Annotated in this window: 14 protein-coding genes; 2 read left to right on the top strand and 12 right to left on the bottom strand. The window is 51.8% G+C overall.

Annotation, left to right across the window (positions count from 1 at the left end; all coding sequences use genetic code 11):
- Nucleotides 1–17: 17 nt before the first annotated feature.
- From Q0X64_RS10920 to Q0X64_RS10905, 4 genes are all read right to left on the bottom strand, one after another.
- Nucleotides 18–1,334 carry a TolC family outer membrane protein gene (locus tag Q0X64_RS10920; protein ID WP_297812736.1) on the bottom strand — a complete coding sequence of 439 codons (1,317 nt, stop codon included), beginning with the start codon at nucleotides 1,332–1,334 and terminating at the stop codon, nucleotides 18–20.
- 136 nt (nucleotides 1,335–1,470) lie between these two features.
- Nucleotides 1,471–2,121 carry a response regulator transcription factor gene (locus Q0X64_RS10915; RefSeq protein ID WP_297812734.1) on the bottom strand — a complete coding sequence of 217 codons (651 nt, stop codon included), beginning with the start codon at nucleotides 2,119–2,121 and terminating at the stop codon, nucleotides 1,471–1,473.
- Between the two features lie 17 nt (nucleotides 2,122–2,138).
- Complete coding sequence (locus Q0X64_RS10910) at nucleotides 2,139–3,470, bottom strand: HlyD family type I secretion periplasmic adaptor subunit (RefSeq protein WP_297812731.1); 1,332 nt, start codon at nucleotides 3,468–3,470, stop codon at nucleotides 2,139–2,141.
- Nucleotides 3,471–3,473: 3 nt separating this feature from the next.
- On the bottom strand, nucleotides 3,474–5,630 hold the full coding sequence (locus Q0X64_RS10905; RefSeq protein WP_297812728.1) for a type I secretion system permease/ATPase: 2,157 nt from the start codon (nucleotides 5,628–5,630) through the stop codon (nucleotides 3,474–3,476).
- A 137-nt stretch (nucleotides 5,631–5,767) separates the two neighbouring features.
- Here Q0X64_RS10905 and Q0X64_RS10900 point away from each other — a divergent pair, with 137 nt between their 5' ends.
- Entirely contained in the window at nucleotides 5,768–6,106 is a 339-nt protein-coding gene (locus Q0X64_RS10900) for a hypothetical protein (protein WP_297812724.1), read from the top strand.
- On the opposite strand, the gene der is transcribed toward Q0X64_RS10900, so the two are convergent.
- Genes der through Q0X64_RS10885 form a run of 3 tightly spaced genes read right to left on the bottom strand, consistent with a single transcriptional unit; the run spans nucleotide 6,107 to nucleotide 9,313 of the window.
- Nucleotides 6,107–7,516, bottom strand: coding sequence for a ribosome biogenesis GTPase Der (der, locus tag Q0X64_RS10895; RefSeq protein ID WP_297812719.1), 1,410 nt, complete (start codon nucleotides 7,514–7,516; stop codon nucleotides 6,107–6,109). It lies immediately after the preceding gene.
- Nucleotides 7,513–8,682, bottom strand: a complete 1,170-nt coding sequence (gene bamB, locus Q0X64_RS10890) for an outer membrane protein assembly factor BamB (RefSeq protein WP_297812716.1) — start codon at nucleotides 8,680–8,682, stop codon at nucleotides 7,513–7,515. Before bamB ends, der begins: the two co-directional genes overlap by 4 nt.
- Nucleotides 8,672–9,313 carry a tetratricopeptide repeat protein gene (locus Q0X64_RS10885; protein WP_297812713.1) on the bottom strand — a complete coding sequence of 214 codons (642 nt, stop codon included), beginning with the start codon at nucleotides 9,311–9,313 and terminating at the stop codon, nucleotides 8,672–8,674. The genes bamB and Q0X64_RS10885 overlap by 11 nt, the downstream gene beginning before the upstream one ends.
- Before the next feature lie 266 nt (nucleotides 9,314–9,579).
- On the opposite strand from Q0X64_RS10885, the gene Q0X64_RS10880 reads away from it, so the two are divergent.
- Nucleotides 9,580–10,764, top strand: coding sequence for an ammonium transporter (locus Q0X64_RS10880; protein WP_297812710.1), 1,185 nt, complete (start codon nucleotides 9,580–9,582; stop codon nucleotides 10,762–10,764).
- A gap of 30 nt (nucleotides 10,765–10,794) precedes the next feature.
- Here the strand turns inward: Q0X64_RS10880 and lpxA are convergent, their stop codons facing one another.
- From lpxA to bamA, 5 genes are all read right to left on the bottom strand, one after another.
- The gene (lpxA, locus tag Q0X64_RS10875; protein WP_297812707.1) at nucleotides 10,795–11,565 is read right to left on the bottom strand and encodes an acyl-ACP--UDP-N-acetylglucosamine O-acyltransferase; all 771 of its coding nucleotides are present in this window, start codon (nucleotides 11,563–11,565) and stop codon (nucleotides 10,795–10,797) included.
- Nucleotides 11,562–12,011, bottom strand: a complete 450-nt coding sequence (gene fabZ / locus Q0X64_RS10870; RefSeq protein ID WP_297812704.1) for a 3-hydroxyacyl-ACP dehydratase FabZ — start codon at nucleotides 12,009–12,011, stop codon at nucleotides 11,562–11,564. Before fabZ ends, lpxA begins: the two co-directional genes overlap by 4 nt.
- Nucleotides 12,012–12,110: 99 nt before the next feature.
- Nucleotides 12,111–13,127 (bottom strand): UDP-3-O-(3-hydroxymyristoyl)glucosamine N-acyltransferase, encoded by a 1,017-nt coding sequence (gene lpxD, locus Q0X64_RS10865; RefSeq protein WP_297812701.1) that lies wholly within the window; start codon nucleotides 13,125–13,127, stop codon nucleotides 12,111–12,113.
- A gap of 9 nt (nucleotides 13,128–13,136) precedes the next feature.
- A complete protein-coding gene (locus tag Q0X64_RS10860) occupies nucleotides 13,137–13,634 on the bottom strand; it encodes an OmpH family outer membrane protein (protein WP_297812698.1) in 498 nt (165 codons plus the stop codon).
- Nucleotides 13,635–13,662: 28 nt separating this feature from the next.
- On the bottom strand, nucleotides 13,663–15,960 hold the full coding sequence (gene bamA / locus Q0X64_RS10855) for an outer membrane protein assembly factor BamA (RefSeq protein ID WP_297812695.1): 2,298 nt from the start codon (nucleotides 15,958–15,960) through the stop codon (nucleotides 13,663–13,665).
- Nucleotides 15,961–15,979 lie beyond the last annotated feature (19 nt).

Below are 15,979 nucleotides of genomic sequence, written 5' to 3'. Positions count from 1 at the left end.
GGTAAAATCAACCGGGTTTATTCATTCGATGCAATAGTCGCAGCAGCCTCAGGCAGTTCTACCTCAAGGCTTTGCAGCAGTACACCCATGCTGTTGAGAATACGGTACATCGCATACAGTTCGTCATACTGAGTATTGACTAAGGCAGTACGCGCTCTGAAAACTTCATTTTCAGAGTCCAGCAAGTCAAGCAACGTGCGCTGACCCAGGCTGAATTGCTGCTGATAAGCATCACGGGCTTTTTCACTTGACTGCACGTGTTGCTCACGTGCCGGTTTCTGGCTTTTCAGCGTTTGCCAAGCGTTCCATGACAGGCGCACGCTTTCTTCAACCTGGCGATGGGTATTATTGCGGATTTCCGCTGCCTGGTTGATCAGGGACGCGGTTTCTTCACGACGGGCGGTATCACGACCACCATTGAACAGGTTGTAGCGCAGACGCAGCATCGCCGTGATGTCTTTATCCTTGCCTTCTATGCCATCGATATCATGATCAGCACGGGTGCCGACTTCCAGATGCAAATCCGGATAGAACGGGGCTTTGGCAGTGGCATGCTGTGCCTTGGCAGACTCGACATCATAGCTGGCCAGACGCAGCGTGGGATGGTTCTCAAGCGCCATCGCAATGGCTTCATCCTGGCTTTGCGGAATCTGGCTGATTGGTGAGTCAGGCAGACTCAGTGATTCAGGGCTCATGCCAACGACGCGAATATAGGCTGTCTCGGCATCTCGCAGGTTAGCCTGTTCTGCTTTCAGATTGGCTTCAGCCAGTGCAAGACGACCCAGGCTTTGTTCCATATCCGCTTTACGACCGACACCGCGCTCGGCACGTAGCATGATTTGATCATGTGTGCGCTCATGCGCTTCAAGGTTGGTTTGCGCCAGTTCTACCAGTTTCTGCTGACGCAAGACATTGTGGTAAGCCAGTACGGCATCCAGCGCGGTATTTTCGGCTGAGCTGTAAACGCCGAAAGAACGCGAGTTGGTTCTGGCTTCCTGACGGGCCACTTCGTTTTTGGTTTCCAGGCCGTCAAACAGCATCTGGCGCATATTCAGACTGGCTTCATCACGATTAAGGTGAACTTCACCCCGGCCGGAGCCCCGGGTGCTGGGATTATCGGTCATTTCCCAGCCGGTGCCGACGGCTAAATCCAGAGTTGGATAATAACCGGCACGGGCCTGGTCAACTTCTTTAGAGACGGCTTGACGTTCATGGGTGGCCGCGAGAACGTCTGGGTTGGTTTTAACAGTGGCATCCACGGCTTCCTGCAGTGTATCTGCATTGGCAATGCCCATGGAGATCCACAAGGGGATGACGATAGCTAAAGGTTTCATATGTGCTTGTCCTATTTTTTTTATTCTTGTGATGCTTTCGGCGGCCCCTCAGGCATCACAAATCAAACTTCCAAAATTGTTTTTATTGCGCTGTCGGCAACTTTATTACAATACCAGCCGGCCTGCAATGGCTTATCTATCTCAGATCACGAAAGAAAATGGCCAGCGATAAGCGGTCGGGCAGCTGCATCTTCTGAAATATCGTCGTCAGGTGCGCTTTGACTGTGCGTTCGGTGATATCCATTTGCCGGGCAATCATCTTGTTGGTAGCACCGTGACTGACCAGTTTGGCCACCTCCATCTCTTTGGGAGACAAGGTTTCCAGTGCCTGCTGCTGTTGCTCGCTGATCTCGGGATGTTGAGTCAGTTCATCTATCAGTCCCGAGATCACGTGACGCTCCACCCAGACTTCACCATGCAATATCAGCTGTAGCGCGGTGTGCAGTTTATCCAGTGGCAGTTCTTCATTAAAATAACCGCGTGCCCCCTGTTTTAGCGCAGCGATTTGTATGGTCATCGGTCGTGGCGGACCCAGAATCATAATGCGGCTGTCGGGACATTGACGCGCCAGTTCCGACAGCAGATTGTTGTTGTCTGCCTCGAAAAAACACTGATGGCATAAAATAAGCTGCGGTTTTCCCTCTACCGCGACAGACTGCAGTGAAGCTAGGTCCTTGTATGCAGACACCGCATAGATATCCGGCAAGGCCCGTTTGATTGCATCGGCCTGTTGATGCTCCGGAACCGCCACGAGCAGGGTTGCCGCTGTCATTGTCATTTCTCTCATCTAGATGATTCCGTCCATCACCGCTCTCTGAGCGCTTCGTTTTTAGCTTTCAATATCGGCTTGAGCAGGTAATCCAGCACTGTTTTCTTGCCGGTCAGAATATCAACCGTGGTGGTCATACCCGGAATAATCTCCAGCTCGCCCTTACTGCTATCAATATAGTTCTTTTTGGTACGCAAATAAATCAGATAGAAACTTTCGTCTTCTTCATTGGTAATGGTGTCAGCACTGATTCTCTCCAAAGTAGCCGGCAGACCGCCGTATATGGAGAAATCATAAGCGGTGAATTTTATCATGGCATCCTGACCGGGACGCAGGAAAGCAATGTCCGAAGGCCGGATCTGGGCCTCTATCAGCAGACTGTCATCAACCGGGACGATTTCCACAATGTCCTCACCGGGCTGTATCACCCCGCCTACCGTATTAATCATCAAGCGGTTGACTTTACCCCGGACCGGCGCTCGCACCTGGGTACGGCTGACCCGATCTTCAGCAGAGGTAATCGTGGTCTCTGTGCGATCCAGCTCTGCCTGCACCTCACTCAGCTGTGAGGCCGCCTCCGATTGAAACCGCGCTTTCACATCTTCAATTTTCTGCCGCACTTCCGACAAACTGGAACGAATCCGAGGTATCGACAGTCGCGTGGTTTCCATCTCACCGCGAATATCATTGACCGTGCGTTTAAGCCTCAGCACTTCTACTTCCGAGATCACGCCCACCGACACCAGCGGCTCCGACATTTTCAGTTCTTCATTACTGAGTTCGTAACTGGTACGCAGTTTATTCAGCTTGGCCTGATTTTCAGCCAGTTCCTGCTGACGCTGACGTGCCTGCTGTTCGAGCACATCAATATTACTCTGCATTTCCCGCTGGCGGGTCTCGTAAAGGCTACGTTCAGCAGTGGCAAGCTTCGGCCGCTCTTCAATGAGATCTTCAGGCAGCTCGAATGTTTTCCCCTCGGCTTCAGCCCTTAGCCTGGCGGCACGGGCTCTGAGCTCCCAGTATTTAAGCTTGGTTTCCTGGAATGAGGAAGAGAAGCGGGTATCATCGATTTTCAGCAGTACATCGCCCTTGTCAACGAGTTGCCCCTCATTGACCAGCACCTCGGACAAGATTCCGCCTTCCAGATTCTGAATTACCTGGATCTTACTCGATGGAATCACCTTGCCTTCACCACGGGTGACTTCATCCAGTTCGGTCTGGCTGGCCCACCAGAAAGCACAAATAAAAAACAACGCCGTCAGCAACAACAGAGAGTGACCGGTTCGTGGCGAGGTTTCCATGGTCGCGGCGCTGACCTCGGACATGAACTCGATATCTTCGGGATGTGCTCGTTTGAACCAGGCCATGTCTTAACCTTTTGAAACTTTGATATGGCCTTTTTTCAAGGCAGCGAGGATTTGATCGCGCGGGCCATCGGCAACCAGATGCCCCTGATCCATCACGATGATGCGATCGACCAGGCTCAGCAAAGAAGCTTTGTGCGTGACCAGCAGCAGGGTTTTATCCTCGAGCTCCGGTGATAGCTTGGCCTTAAAACGCTCTTCTGTGCTGTTATCCATGGCGTTCGTAGGCTCGTCCAGCACGATCACCGGCGGATTGAGCAACAAGGCCCTGGCCACAGCCACGCTCTGCCGCTGACCACCGGAAAGCCCCTCGCCCCGCTCGCCTACCGGCATATCAAAACCGGAGGGGTGGCGGTTCACAAACTCGGTAACACCGGCCACATCAGCGGCTTTGAGCACGGCTTCATCTTCTGCAAACGGCGCCACCATGGTGATATTGTCACGGATACTGCCGTAGAACAGGACTACATCCTGGGGTGCATAACCGAAGTTACGCCGCAAATCGACCGGATCAACCTGGCGGATATCAGTGCCATCGAGCATGATCGCCCCATCATCGGGCTCATACAGACCCAGGATCAGTTTTTCGATAGTGCTTTTGCCCGAGCCAATACGACCGATAAAAGCGACTTTCTCACCGGGTTTGATGCTGAATGACACTTCACTCAAGGCATCCAGCGGCTGCTCGGGATAACGGAAACTGACTTTTTTAAACTCTACCCCGCCCTTGAACTCAGGACGATGCAGAAACTCACGGCCAGTCGGCCGCTCCACCGGCAGATTCATCAGTGAGTTGAGCGATTTCAGTGCAGCCTTGGACTGGTGATAGCGGGTCAGAATACCGGCCATCTGTGCCATCGGGGCCAGCGCACGGCCGGTAAGGATGGTGCTGGCTATCAGAGCACCCATGGTGATTTCGTTTTCGGTAATCAGATATACCCCGTAGACCACCACTGAAATCGTTGCCATCTGCTGCAGAAAAGACGTAAAGTTTATGGCCGTGGATGACAGCAAGCGTGCCCGCTGGCTGTATTTAGTCATAAAGCCGACGGTCTGCTCCCATTTGCGCTGAACGGGTGTTTCGGCGCCAATACTTTTAATGGTTTCCAGCCCGGTCAGCGTCTCTATCAGTGTAGAACTGCGCTGGCCGGAGTGCCGGAACAAGTGCTGAATGGTTCGACCCAGCGGGATCTGGATAATCAGACTGACCAGAATAGTCAGCGGAATCACTGCCAGAGGAATATAGGCGACCGGCCCAGCAAGCATCCAGATAACGGCGATAAACAGGAAAGCAAATGGCAAATCAATCAGTGTGGTCAGCGTCGCCGAGGTGAAGAAATCACGGAATGATTCAAACTCCTGCATGCTGTTGGCAAAAGAACCCACCGAGTTAGAGCGGGCTGCCATTTTCACCGCCATGACACGTTCAAAGATACTTGAAGACAACATCACATCGGCACGTTTACCGGCCATGTCGATAAAGTAGGCCCTGAGCGTTCGCAGCAGCAATTCAAACACGAAGACCGTCGCCACACCAATCGCCAGTACCCACAGGGTTTCAGTCGCGTGGTTGGGCACCACCCGGTCATAGACGTTCATAATGAACAAAGGCGAAGCCAGAGCAAAACTGTTGACCAAAATCGAGGCGATAAACACTTCGCTGTAGATAGGCCAGAATCGCATGATGGTGCCCCAGAACCAGTGTGAGGCTTTGGGGATAGCCGTAAATTCGGTGCGCTTATCGAACTGGTGAACGGGCTTGATAAAAATCGCGTAGCCGCTGTAGGCGTCTTCCAGTTCCTTGACGCTGATTTCTGATTCGCCTTCGCCGCTCTCAGGGAATATCACTTTAGCGTTTTTGCCTTTCACTTCCAGCAAGATGCAGGCATTAGTATCTTCCAGCAGCAACACCGCAGGTAATACCAGATTGGAAATCTTGCGTAATGAACGCTTAACCACTTTGGAAGACAGACCCGCACGTTCAGCGGCACGTGAAAACAGCTTGGGGGTCAGGCGGTTATCGACCAGCGGCAGGCCGGCTGTCAGGGAATCGGGGCTGTGGGGCTTGTTGAGAATTTTGGAGAGGATTGTCAGGCATCCCAGCAATGGATCATCAAAACTGTGGTGGCTGTCCTCTGCCTCCCATTGTGCTTGCTTATTCACGTTGATGATTGGCTCCGTCTACATCTATTGCTGGTCGTGATGTCATTAATTTGATGAGTTTCACAGTTTTTTGTTTTACTGTAAAGCCCACTATACAATAATTCCAAGCCAAGCAGCCAACGCCGGAGCCCAACTTTATGGCCTATGTAAAAAGAGATGAGCAGGGAAATATCATCGAAGTCTTCGATGCCGCACAGAACGGGGCCGAGGAATATCTTTCCATTGAATCAGCGGAACTGATTGCTTTTCTGAAGCAATCCGATGACCCGGACGCAGCCCGAGCTGCTCTGTCAGTATCCGATTTGAGCCTGGTTCGGGTTTTGGAGGACTTGATTCACACGCTGATAGATAAAGAGGTCATCCTGTTTACCGATCTGCCGCCGGCAGCCCGGGAAAAACTGGCCAACCGCGAAAAAATTCGCGGCCAGCTTAATGATCTGGATAACCTGATGGGCGACGATCAGGGCATACTCTGATCAGCCCTTACGACTGTGACGTGGTGGTCTTTGCCTCTTGGCTGTGGTTTCAGGCGGCTTAGGCTTACGGTCACGGTAAGGGTTATCACTGGTCTTGAACTCAATCATCACCGGTGTGCCCTGCAACTTCAGCACCTCGCGGAAGAAATTTTCCAGATAGCGCTTATAGCTGTTGGGGGTAGATTCCGTCTGGTTACCGTGAATGATAATACGTGGCGGGTTTTTGCCCCCCATGTGCGCGTAACGGAATTTGATGCGGCGGCCACGAACCAGTGGTGGCTGGTGGTCCGCCACTGCGTCCTCCAAAACACGGGTAAGTCGAGAAGTCGGCACCCGAGTCATCGCAGACTGGTATGCCTGTCTGACCGATTTGAGTAGCAAGCCCACGCCGCTGCCGTGCAGTGCCGAGATAAAATGCGTTTTGGCAAAGTTCATAAATGGCAGCCGGCGTTCCACGTTGGCTGTGACCCATTCGCGCTCACTTTTTTCCAGCCCATCCCACTTGTTCACCGCCAGCACCACGGCACGGCCACTTTCAATGATTAGTCCGGCCAGATGCAGATCCTGCTCGACGATGCCTTCGTGAGCATCCAGCACCAACATGACCACATTGGCATCTTCCAGCGCCTGTAAGGTTTTTAGTACGCTGAACTTTTCCAACTTCTCCGAGACCTTGGAACGTCTTCTGACACCCGCCGTATCGATCAGCGTGTAATTGACGTCGTCTTTTTCAAACGGAATATGAATGCTATCGCGGGTGGTGCCGGGTTCATCATAAGCCACCACCCGTTCTTCACCCAGCAGGCGATTGATCAGGGTGGATTTACCGACATTGGGACGGCCCAACACGGCAAGGCGGATATCTTCCGCTTTAACCTCATCTTCCGAAGCATCCGGCGCAGTGTCGACAACTTTGGCAGTCGGTAAGGTGGTAGCGACCTGGTCGAAAATATCGCTGATACCGCGACCCTGAGTCGCCGAAATTACCAGGGGTTCCCCCAGACCCAGCGAGTAAAACTCGGCTGCCGCCATTTCCCGCTGCTCGCCTTCGGTTTTATTGATGACCAACGAGACTGGTTTGCCCTGATTACGCAGTTGCTGGGCAACATCATGATCAGCCGGCATCAGACCAGCCCGGCCGTCCACTACAAACAACACCAGATCGGCTTCTTCTATGGCCAGTTCCGCCTGCTTGCGCATGAGGTCTGCCATATTATCGCCCTGATCGGTCAGGCCACCGGTATCAATGAGGATAAAGTCGAGCCCTTCCTCACGCACCGTGCCGTATATCCGGTCACGGGTCAGCCCTGAAAAATCGGCGACCAGCGCATCGCGGCTGCGGGTAAGACGATTAAAAATAGTAGATTTACCGACATTGGGTCGGCCTACCAGCGCAATGACAGGTTTCAAGGTGATGGCACCTGTACCGCTGCAACGGTACCATCCACCGCAGTCACATACACCACGCCATCAATCACCAGCGGTTGGCTGCGAATGGCTGCATCGGTAATTTGCTGACGAGAGACAAACCGGCCGTCATCACGGGCAATCCAGTGCAGATAGCCTTCCAGATCCCCCACCACAACATAATCGCCGGCTACGGCAGGGCCGGTAACCTGTCTTCTTACCAGACGGGTCTGACGCCACAGCGCATCGCCGCTGCCATCCTGAACCGCCCAGACATTGCCCTCATCATCAGTCATATAGACAGCATCACCGTAAACGGCGTCCAATCCTGCCTGTGATGACATATCACGCGACCACAGCGTCTGACCGCTGTTGAGATCGATGCCGGCAGCCTTACCCTGGTAAGTCACCACATACACGGTGTCATTAATGACGACTGGGTCGGCATCAATATCAACCAGGCGATCCAGTTCGGTACGGCCACGCGGCACAGCCACGCTTTTCTCCCAGATCACGCTGCCATCAATGATCGATAAAGCGACCAGCTTACCGTTGTCGTAACCGGCGACGACCTTATCGTCAGCGATGACCGGCGCACCGGCACCACGAAGGCTCAACAGCGGAACGCTACGCTGATAAGACCACTGCACTTCACCGCTACCGGATGCCAGACCACTGACTCGGCCATCGGCAGTACGAACCACTACCACCCCATCAGCAGCCGTAGGACGCGCCAATACCTCACTGGTCAGGCGGCTGCGCCAGAGTTCTTCACCATCTTCCTCATTGAGTGCAATCAGGTCGCCCTTCTGCGTGCCGACCAGCACCATATTCATACCACCACCGGCACCGGTGATAACTTTCTGATCCAGTTCGGTTTCCCATAAACGGCGGCCATTGCTGGCATCAAAGACGTGCACTTCACCTTCATGATCGACTGCAAAGACTTTATCGTTCTGCCACCAGGCACCCAGCGCATTGTTGGTCTCACCGGCACCGTCACCGGCCCCTTTGTCCCACAACACCTCGGCCTGAAATTCCGGGGTATAATCAGTCAGTTCACTGGGTGGAGCTTCGTATACCTCTTCTTCAAACAGACCAGACAGGGTCCCGCAGCCACTGAGCAGCAGAGGCAACAGCAGAGCCGGTATAAAGCGATTAACCTTCATCTGCCACCGCCACTTGATCCAGTTTCATTTGCAACAGAGATTGTCTGGGCTCGCCCACGGCCAGCGTCAGCATCGCCTGCTGATAAGCCGAATGCGCAGCGGCGGTGTCACCCTGCGCCAGTTTAATATCACCTTGCAGTTCGGCAAACAGAGATTGATAAGCCGTGAGTTCTGCCTGTTCCACCAGTGCTGAGGCTTGTTCCAGTTCGCCGGCACTGAAATGCAGTTGTGCCAGACGCAAACGGGCGAGTTCACGATGACTGGCCATACTGGCCTTATCGATAACCCAGTTAAGATGTGAAACGGCTGTGTCGTTATCACCCTTAGCTGCGGCTTTTTCGGCCATTTCCAAAGCCGCAAACACTGCGTAGGCCGTTGAGCCGTAATCCTGCATTAACTGATCGACCGTCTTCTGAGCCTGTTCAGGCTCAGACTGATTGAGCTGAATAGCTGCCTGCTGGTACATCACGGAAGCCTGTTCAGTCTGCACCTGCTGGTAATTCATCCAGTAACGGAAACCAAAAATTGCGGCACCGCCCAGCACGATACCGGCGATGACGGAGCGGCCGTTCTCACGCCACCACTGTTTTATTGCTTCTGCTTTTTCTTCGTCAGATGCATAGATATCCATGCTGTCTCCTTAAACTGATTGCTCACAGACTGTCATATTCAAAACCCAAGATTATACGTTTTTATCATCGGCTTGTGGACATCGCTGCAGCCAGTCATTTTTGCACTAATATAGTGCGGTAAAAACATAAAACGCACCATAATCACGCGGTTCAATGCACAAGTTTTGCACACCGCTTCGCTATCTTATTGAAATCACTACATTGTCTATTTTGGTGCAACTTTTGCTATTTTGGTGCTCTACCATAACCAAAAAAGGACAAGATTGTGCAAAACGCAACTGATGTTTTATTTATACTGCTCGGCGCTATCATGGTTCTGGCCATGCACGCCGGTTTCGCCTTTCTCGAGGTGGGCACAGTACGCAAGAAAAACCAGGTCAATGCGCTGGTAAAGATCATTGTCGATTTCGCTGTTTCCAGCATGGCCTACTTTTTTATCGGCTACGGCATCGCCTACTCGCTCAACTTTTTTGAAGCAGCACCGGCTCTGACTGAAGCCAACGGCTATGCGCTGGTCAAGTTCTTTTTCCTGCTGACCTTTGCTGCCGCGATTCCGGCTATTGTCTCCGGAGGCATCGCCGAGCGTGCCCGCTTTAACCCTCAACTCATCGCGACATTCTTTATCGCTGGCTTTGTTTATCCGTTTTTTGAGGGCATTACCTGGAACGGTGCCTTTGGTATCCAGGACTGGCTCAGCAATCAGTTTGGTGCCGGTTTTCATGACTTCGCCGGTTCAGTGGTAGTGCATGCCGTTGGTGGCTGGATTGCCCTTGCCGCTGTTCTGCACCTGGGTCCACGTCATGGTCGCTATGGCAAAGCCGGCGAAATGTATGCCCATCCACCTTCCAGTATTCCATTTTTGGCACTGGGGGCCTGGATCCTGAGTGTTGGCTGGTTCGGCTTTAACGTGATGTCAGCACAGGAAATTGACGGCATCAGCGGTCTGGTCGCTGTTAACTCGCTGATGGCGATGGTCGGCGGTATCCTGGCAGCCTGCCTGATGGGACGTAATGACCCGGGCTTTGTTCATAATGGTCCGCTGGCTGGTCTGGTCGCGATTTGTGCCGGTTCCGATGTGATGCACCCACTTGGTGCACTGACAACCGGTCTGATTGCCGGTGGCCTGTTTGTCTGGACATTCACGCTTACCCAGAATAAGTGGAAAATTGACGACGTACTGGGCGTGTGGCCACTGCATGGCCTGTGTGGCGTCTGGGGTGGTATTGCCGCCGGTATTTTCGGACAGGTCGCGCTGGGCGGCATGGGCGGTGTCAGCCTGGTATCACAACTGATTGGTACCACACTGGGCGTGCTGGTTGCTTTTATCGGTGGCTTTATCGTCTACGGACTGATCAAGGCGCTGATGGGTCTGCGACTGAGTCAGGAAGAAGAATACATCGGTGCAGATCTGAGTATTCACAAAATCAACGCTTCGCCTAATAACGACTGAGGCTATGCGCACCGGTAGCTGCTTTTGCAGCTACCGGATAATGCCACCTTCCTGCTTATTGAGGAAATCCTTGAGACTCTCCAGCTCATCAGACTCCTGTTCAATTTTCATCAGGCTTTGTTGGGCTTCTTCCAGTTTGAGACCAGAGCGATAGATCAGCTTGTAAGCCTGACGGATATTCCTTATCTGCTTGTCACTGTATTGATGACGGCGCAGCCCTTCTACATTGACCCCTACCGGTTTGGCCATATGACCCGAGACCAGCACATAAGGCGGGATATTGCGTGAAATCACGCTGCCCATGGCACTGAAACTGTATGAGCCCAGATAATTGAACTGGCTGACCAGGGTAAAGCCACCCAGAATCACATAATCATCGATCAAAACGTGACCGGCCAGTGAGGCATTATTGGCAAAGATATTGTCATTCCCCACCAGGCAATCATGGGCAATATGCACATAAGCCATGATCCAGTTGTTATTGCCAATGCGGGTCAGACCGCCGCCCTGAACGGTACCACGGTTGATGGTGACTGATTCGCGGATCAGATTGTTGTCACCAATCTCCAGCAACGTATCTTCACCGTGGTATTTTTTGTCCTGCGGTTCTTCACCGACAGAGGCAAACTGGAAAATCCGGTTGTTATTACCAATGCGGGTGGGGCCGTTAATGACAACGTGTGAGGCAATCTCACAGCCGGGGCCAATTTCCACGCCGGCACCGATAACCGTAAACGGGCCGATTTTGACGTCATCTGCGATGACAGCTGAAGGGTCGATAATGGCGCTTGGATGAATCACTTGGGCATTTCTTGGTTAACACACATGATATCAGCGCTGACTACAACTTCACCGTCAACACTGGCTTCACCGCTGAACTTCCACAAATTGCGCTTGTTTTTGATCAGCTTCACTTCCAATTTGAGTTGATCACCGGGTTCCACCGGCTTTTTGAAGCGGGCATTATCAATGCCGGCAAGATAGTAGAGTGCCTCGTCAGAACGAATCGCATCAGCGGTTTTAAATGCCAGCAGGCCGGTGGCCTGAGCCAGGGCTTCCAGTATCAATACACCAGGCATGACAACACGCTGTGGGAAATGGCCGGTAAAGTGCGGCTCGTTAAAGCTGACATTTTTAATGCCAACCAGATGCTCACCCGCGGTAAATTCAATCACTCTGTCAATCAGCAGGAATGGATACCGATGGGGTAACAGACGTTGAATTTCATGTATATCAATCGTGTTCAAACCAAAACCCTTGGACTCATCGTTTTAACAAAAGAGCAACAATCTTACTTTGAGTCACTCTGGCGGTAAAGCACAAGGCACGACAACAGGCCTCCGATATTAGTCTTTCAGCTGATTTTCCAGTTGTTTTACCCGCTCAGTCAGTTTATCCATCTGCCGATAGCGGATCACATTTTTATGCCACTGCTTGGCTGGTTCAGCCGGTATGCCCGACGAAAATACGCCGGACTCAGTAATTGATTTGGTGACCATGCTCATACCGGTCAGTTGCACACCATCAGCAATTTCAATGTGGCCGGCGATACCGGTACCACCACCGATGGCACAGTGGCGACCAACACGGGTACTGCCGGCAATACCGACACAACCGGCAATGACGGTGTGTTCGCCGATGATGACGTTATGGGCGATTTGTATTTGGTTATCGAGTTTGACGCCATCAGCGATGGCGGTGTCATCTATTGCACCACGGTCAATGGTAGTGTTGGCACCGATTTCAACATCATTGCCAATCCTGACACTGCCGACCTGTGGCACCTTGATCCACTGGCCGTTGTCGTTAGCGATACCAAAACCGTCAGCGCCAATAACCACACCCGGGTGAATAATGACCCGGTCACCAATCATCACCTCATGACACAGGGTAACGTTGGGTTTGATACGACAGTCTTGCCCCACTTTCACATTGGCTTCCAGCACACAGCCAGCTGCGATAACACTATCGCGGCCAATCTTGACCCCGGCTTCAATGCTCACCTGCGGACCAATACTGACATTATCGGCAATTTCGGCATCCGGATGCACCCAGGCAGAAGGATGAATGCCTGGCTGTTTGAAAGGCTCGGGGTGAAGCATGGCAGCGATCCTCGCATAGGCTACGTAGGGATCGGCCACCTCTATCAGGTTACAAGATAAATCCTCTCCAAGGCCGGTGGTCACAATGACAGCACCGGCTCGGGTGGTGTGCAGAAACTTCCTGTATTTTTTGTTGGCCAGAAAGCTGATTTGTTCAGGCCCGGCCTGTGTCAGCGTACCGACACTGTGGACAAGGTAATCGGGGTCACCGACAACCTGACCATTAACGTATTGCGCTATCTGCGCTAAGGTCCTGCTCACGCGTTTGCTCTAGTTTTTTGTTTTAAGCATTTCCAGCACTTTGTCAGTCAGATCCACCTTGTCACTGGCGAAAATAACACCTTGGTACAGGATCATGTCATAAGACTCTTTTTTGGCCAGGTCGACAATGGTTTCAGCAATATCTTTCTCAAGCTCGCGCAGTTCTTCATTGCGGCGAATCGACAGGTCTTCGCTGTATTCATCCTGCAGACGCTGTAATTCACGTTGATCACTGAGAATCTCACGTTCTTTTTCACGTCGCTCATCGGCACTGAGAATGGCACCATCTTTGTTCAGTTTATCCTGCGCCGCTCTGAGTGCTCTGTGCTTGGCCTCAAGCGACTGGCTTCTGGAAGAGAACTCTTTTTCCAGTCGGGCCAGTGCTGCCGCTTTCTGCGGCGACTTGTCCAATACCGCGCCGGCATTAACAACACCGATTTTGAGGTCAGCGGCATAACTTGCAGGTGCTGCAATCATCAATGCAAACAACAGCCAAATAAACTTCATATTTTTCACACTCAACTCCAAAAGTTAATTAAAACGTCGATCCTAACGAGAATTGGAATGCCTCGGTCTCATCGCCATCTTCTTTCTTGATAGGCGCAGCAATACTGAATGACATGGCACCAAACGGTGAAATCCAGATTGCGGACAGACCGGCTGAATAACGCAGCAGGCCGGCATCAAAATCCTGATCAACATCATAAACATTACCGAAATCAGTAAACGCACTGAGGCGGAAGGATTTCAGTTTATTATCTGTAAAGGGTACTGGGAAGATCACCTCGGCACCACCGGTGACCAGCAGGTTACCGCCCAGTGGTTCGTCATCCCCATCCGGTGTTCTTTCTCTTACCCCCAGCGTATTGGCTTGGAAACCACGCACACTGCGGATACCACCGGCATAGAAGTTCTGGAAGAAGGGGTATTCCTCGGTACTGCCATAGGCGTCACCATAACCAAACTCACCACGAACCGCAAAGGTCAGAGAGTCACTAATCGGCCGGTAGGCGTTAACCTTATAGCGCAGTTTATAGAACTGCAGAGATGGTCCCGGAACCGCCACCTCAGCACTCACGCTCTGACTGATACCACTGGTCGGCAACAGCGCATTATCACGGCTATCGCTGGACCAACCCAGGTTCAGCGTCACTGTATCAAAAGTATTACCTTCCCGCTCCAGATATTCTTCATAGCGGGTGATCCGCTCACTGCGAAAACTCGGCAAATCCACTTCGGTATGTTCATAACCCACGCCAAGATTAATACGGTTTTCTTCCGAAATGGGAATACCGAAGGTCATATCACCGCCGAAAGCATCCAATGTGTAACGGGCAATATTCGCCTCATCGGCATCAGTCTTACGGTAAAAGGCGTTAAAGCCACGGCTGATCCCGTCAACAGTCAAAAATGGATTGGTGTAACCAAAACTGTAGACGGTATTGATACTACTGTTATTGAAACCGAAACGGATGTGCTTACCACTACCCAGGAAGTTTTTCTGAGTAATATTGGCGTTGAAAATCAGGCCATCAGACTGAGAAAAACCCACACCGGCTGACAAGCTACCAGATGCCGTTTCTTTAACGCTAAAGTCGAGGTCCACCTGATCCTGAACACCCGGAACCGGAATGGTGTCAACATTGACATCCTCAAAATAACCGAGGCGCGACACTCGCTGCTTGGACTGTTCCACTTGTTCGGTTGAGATCCACGCAGACTCCTGCTGACGGAATTCACGGCGCAGTACTTCATCACGGCTCTTGCTGTTACCAGAAATATTTATACGGCGGACATAAGCACGTCGCCCGGGGTCAACGAAGAATGTCAGATCGACCTCTTTTGCCTCACGGTCAATTTCAGGCACCGCGTTCACATTGGCAAAAGCGTAACCATCATTGCCCAGACGGCTGGTTAGATTCTCAGTACTGTTGGTAATGGCTTTACGGGAGAAGACTGAGTTATGTTTGATTGTGATCAGCTTGAACAATTCCTGCTCGGGCGCAATCAGGTTACCTGCCAGACGCACTTCATTGATCTTGTACTTATCACCTTCACTGATATTAATGGTGATAAAGATATTTTTCTTATCATCGCTGATGGAAACCTGGGTAGATTCCACGGTGAAATCGACAAAGCCGCGGTCCAGATAGAATGAACGCAAGGTTTCCAGGTCGGCAGACAGTTTCTGCCTGGAATACTGGTTATCCTTGGTAATAAAGGATAATAAAGTACCGGTGGTGGTCTGGAAATCTGCGGTCAGGTCATCCTGTTCAAAGGAATTATTCCCGACAACATTGATGTCCTTGATGGTCGCCACCACACCCTCGGCCATGGTGATTTGAATCGCGACCCGGTTGCGTGACAAGGGCGTCACTTCAGATTCAATTGCCACACCATACTTACCGCGGCTGAAGTACTGTCGCTCCAGTTCCAGCTCGACCCGCTCCAGCATCGCCTGCTCGAACACCTGGCCTTCGCCAAAACCGATGTCACGCAGGGACTTGAGCAGTTCCGCCGAGTCCATATCTTTATTACCAATCAACTCGATACTGGATATCGCTGGCCTCTCATCGACGATGATCACCAGCACATTACCGTCTCGCTCAACCTGAACATCATCAAAGTACTTGGACTTAAACAGGGAACGAATAATGCCGCGGGCATCATTGTCGGTCATTTCATCGCCGACTTTGACCGGCAGGTAGTTAAACACGGTACCGGCTGAAATGCGCTGTAGCCCCTGTACCCGGATATCTTCAATGGTGAATGTTTCTGCCATCGCAGCCGATGACAAACACAGCATAACCAGCAACTGCAGTAATTTTTTCATTGTAATTTGTAATACGATC

This window comes from uncultured Methylophaga sp. (assembly GCF_947259025.1).
Classification (GTDB): domain Bacteria; phylum Pseudomonadota; class Gammaproteobacteria; order Nitrosococcales; family Methylophagaceae; genus Methylophaga.
The sequence above is the reverse complement of the archived record's forward strand: the minus strand, read 5'-3'. Positions and strand labels throughout refer to the sequence as shown.

Excerpts from the sequence above, each read along its gene's own strand:
- Q0X64_RS10920 (WP_297812736.1), bottom strand. The coding sequence starts at position 1,334 with ATGAAACCTTTAGCTATCGTCATCCCCTTGTGGATCTCCATGGGCATT.
- Q0X64_RS10915 (WP_297812734.1), bottom strand. The coding sequence starts at position 2,121 with ATGAGAGAAATGACAATGACAGCGGCAACCCTGCTCGTGGCGGTTCCG.
- Q0X64_RS10910 (WP_297812731.1), bottom strand. The coding sequence starts at position 3,470 with ATGGCCTGGTTCAAACGAGCACATCCCGAAGATATCGAGTTCATGTCC.
- Q0X64_RS10900 (WP_297812724.1), top strand. The coding sequence starts at position 5,768 with ATGGCCTATGTAAAAAGAGATGAGCAGGGAAATATCATCGAAGTCTTC.
- bamB (WP_297812716.1), bottom strand. The coding sequence starts at position 8,682 with ATGAAGGTTAATCGCTTTATACCGGCTCTGCTGTTGCCTCTGCTGCTC.
- Q0X64_RS10885 (WP_297812713.1), bottom strand. The coding sequence starts at position 9,313 with ATGGATATCTATGCATCTGACGAAGAAAAAGCAGAAGCAATAAAACAG.
- Q0X64_RS10860 (WP_297812698.1), bottom strand. The coding sequence starts at position 13,634 with ATGAAGTTTATTTGGCTGTTGTTTGCATTGATGATTGCAGCACCTGCA.
- bamA (WP_297812695.1), bottom strand. The coding sequence starts at position 15,960 with ATGAAAAAATTACTGCAGTTGCTGGTTATGCTGTGTTTGTCATCGGCT.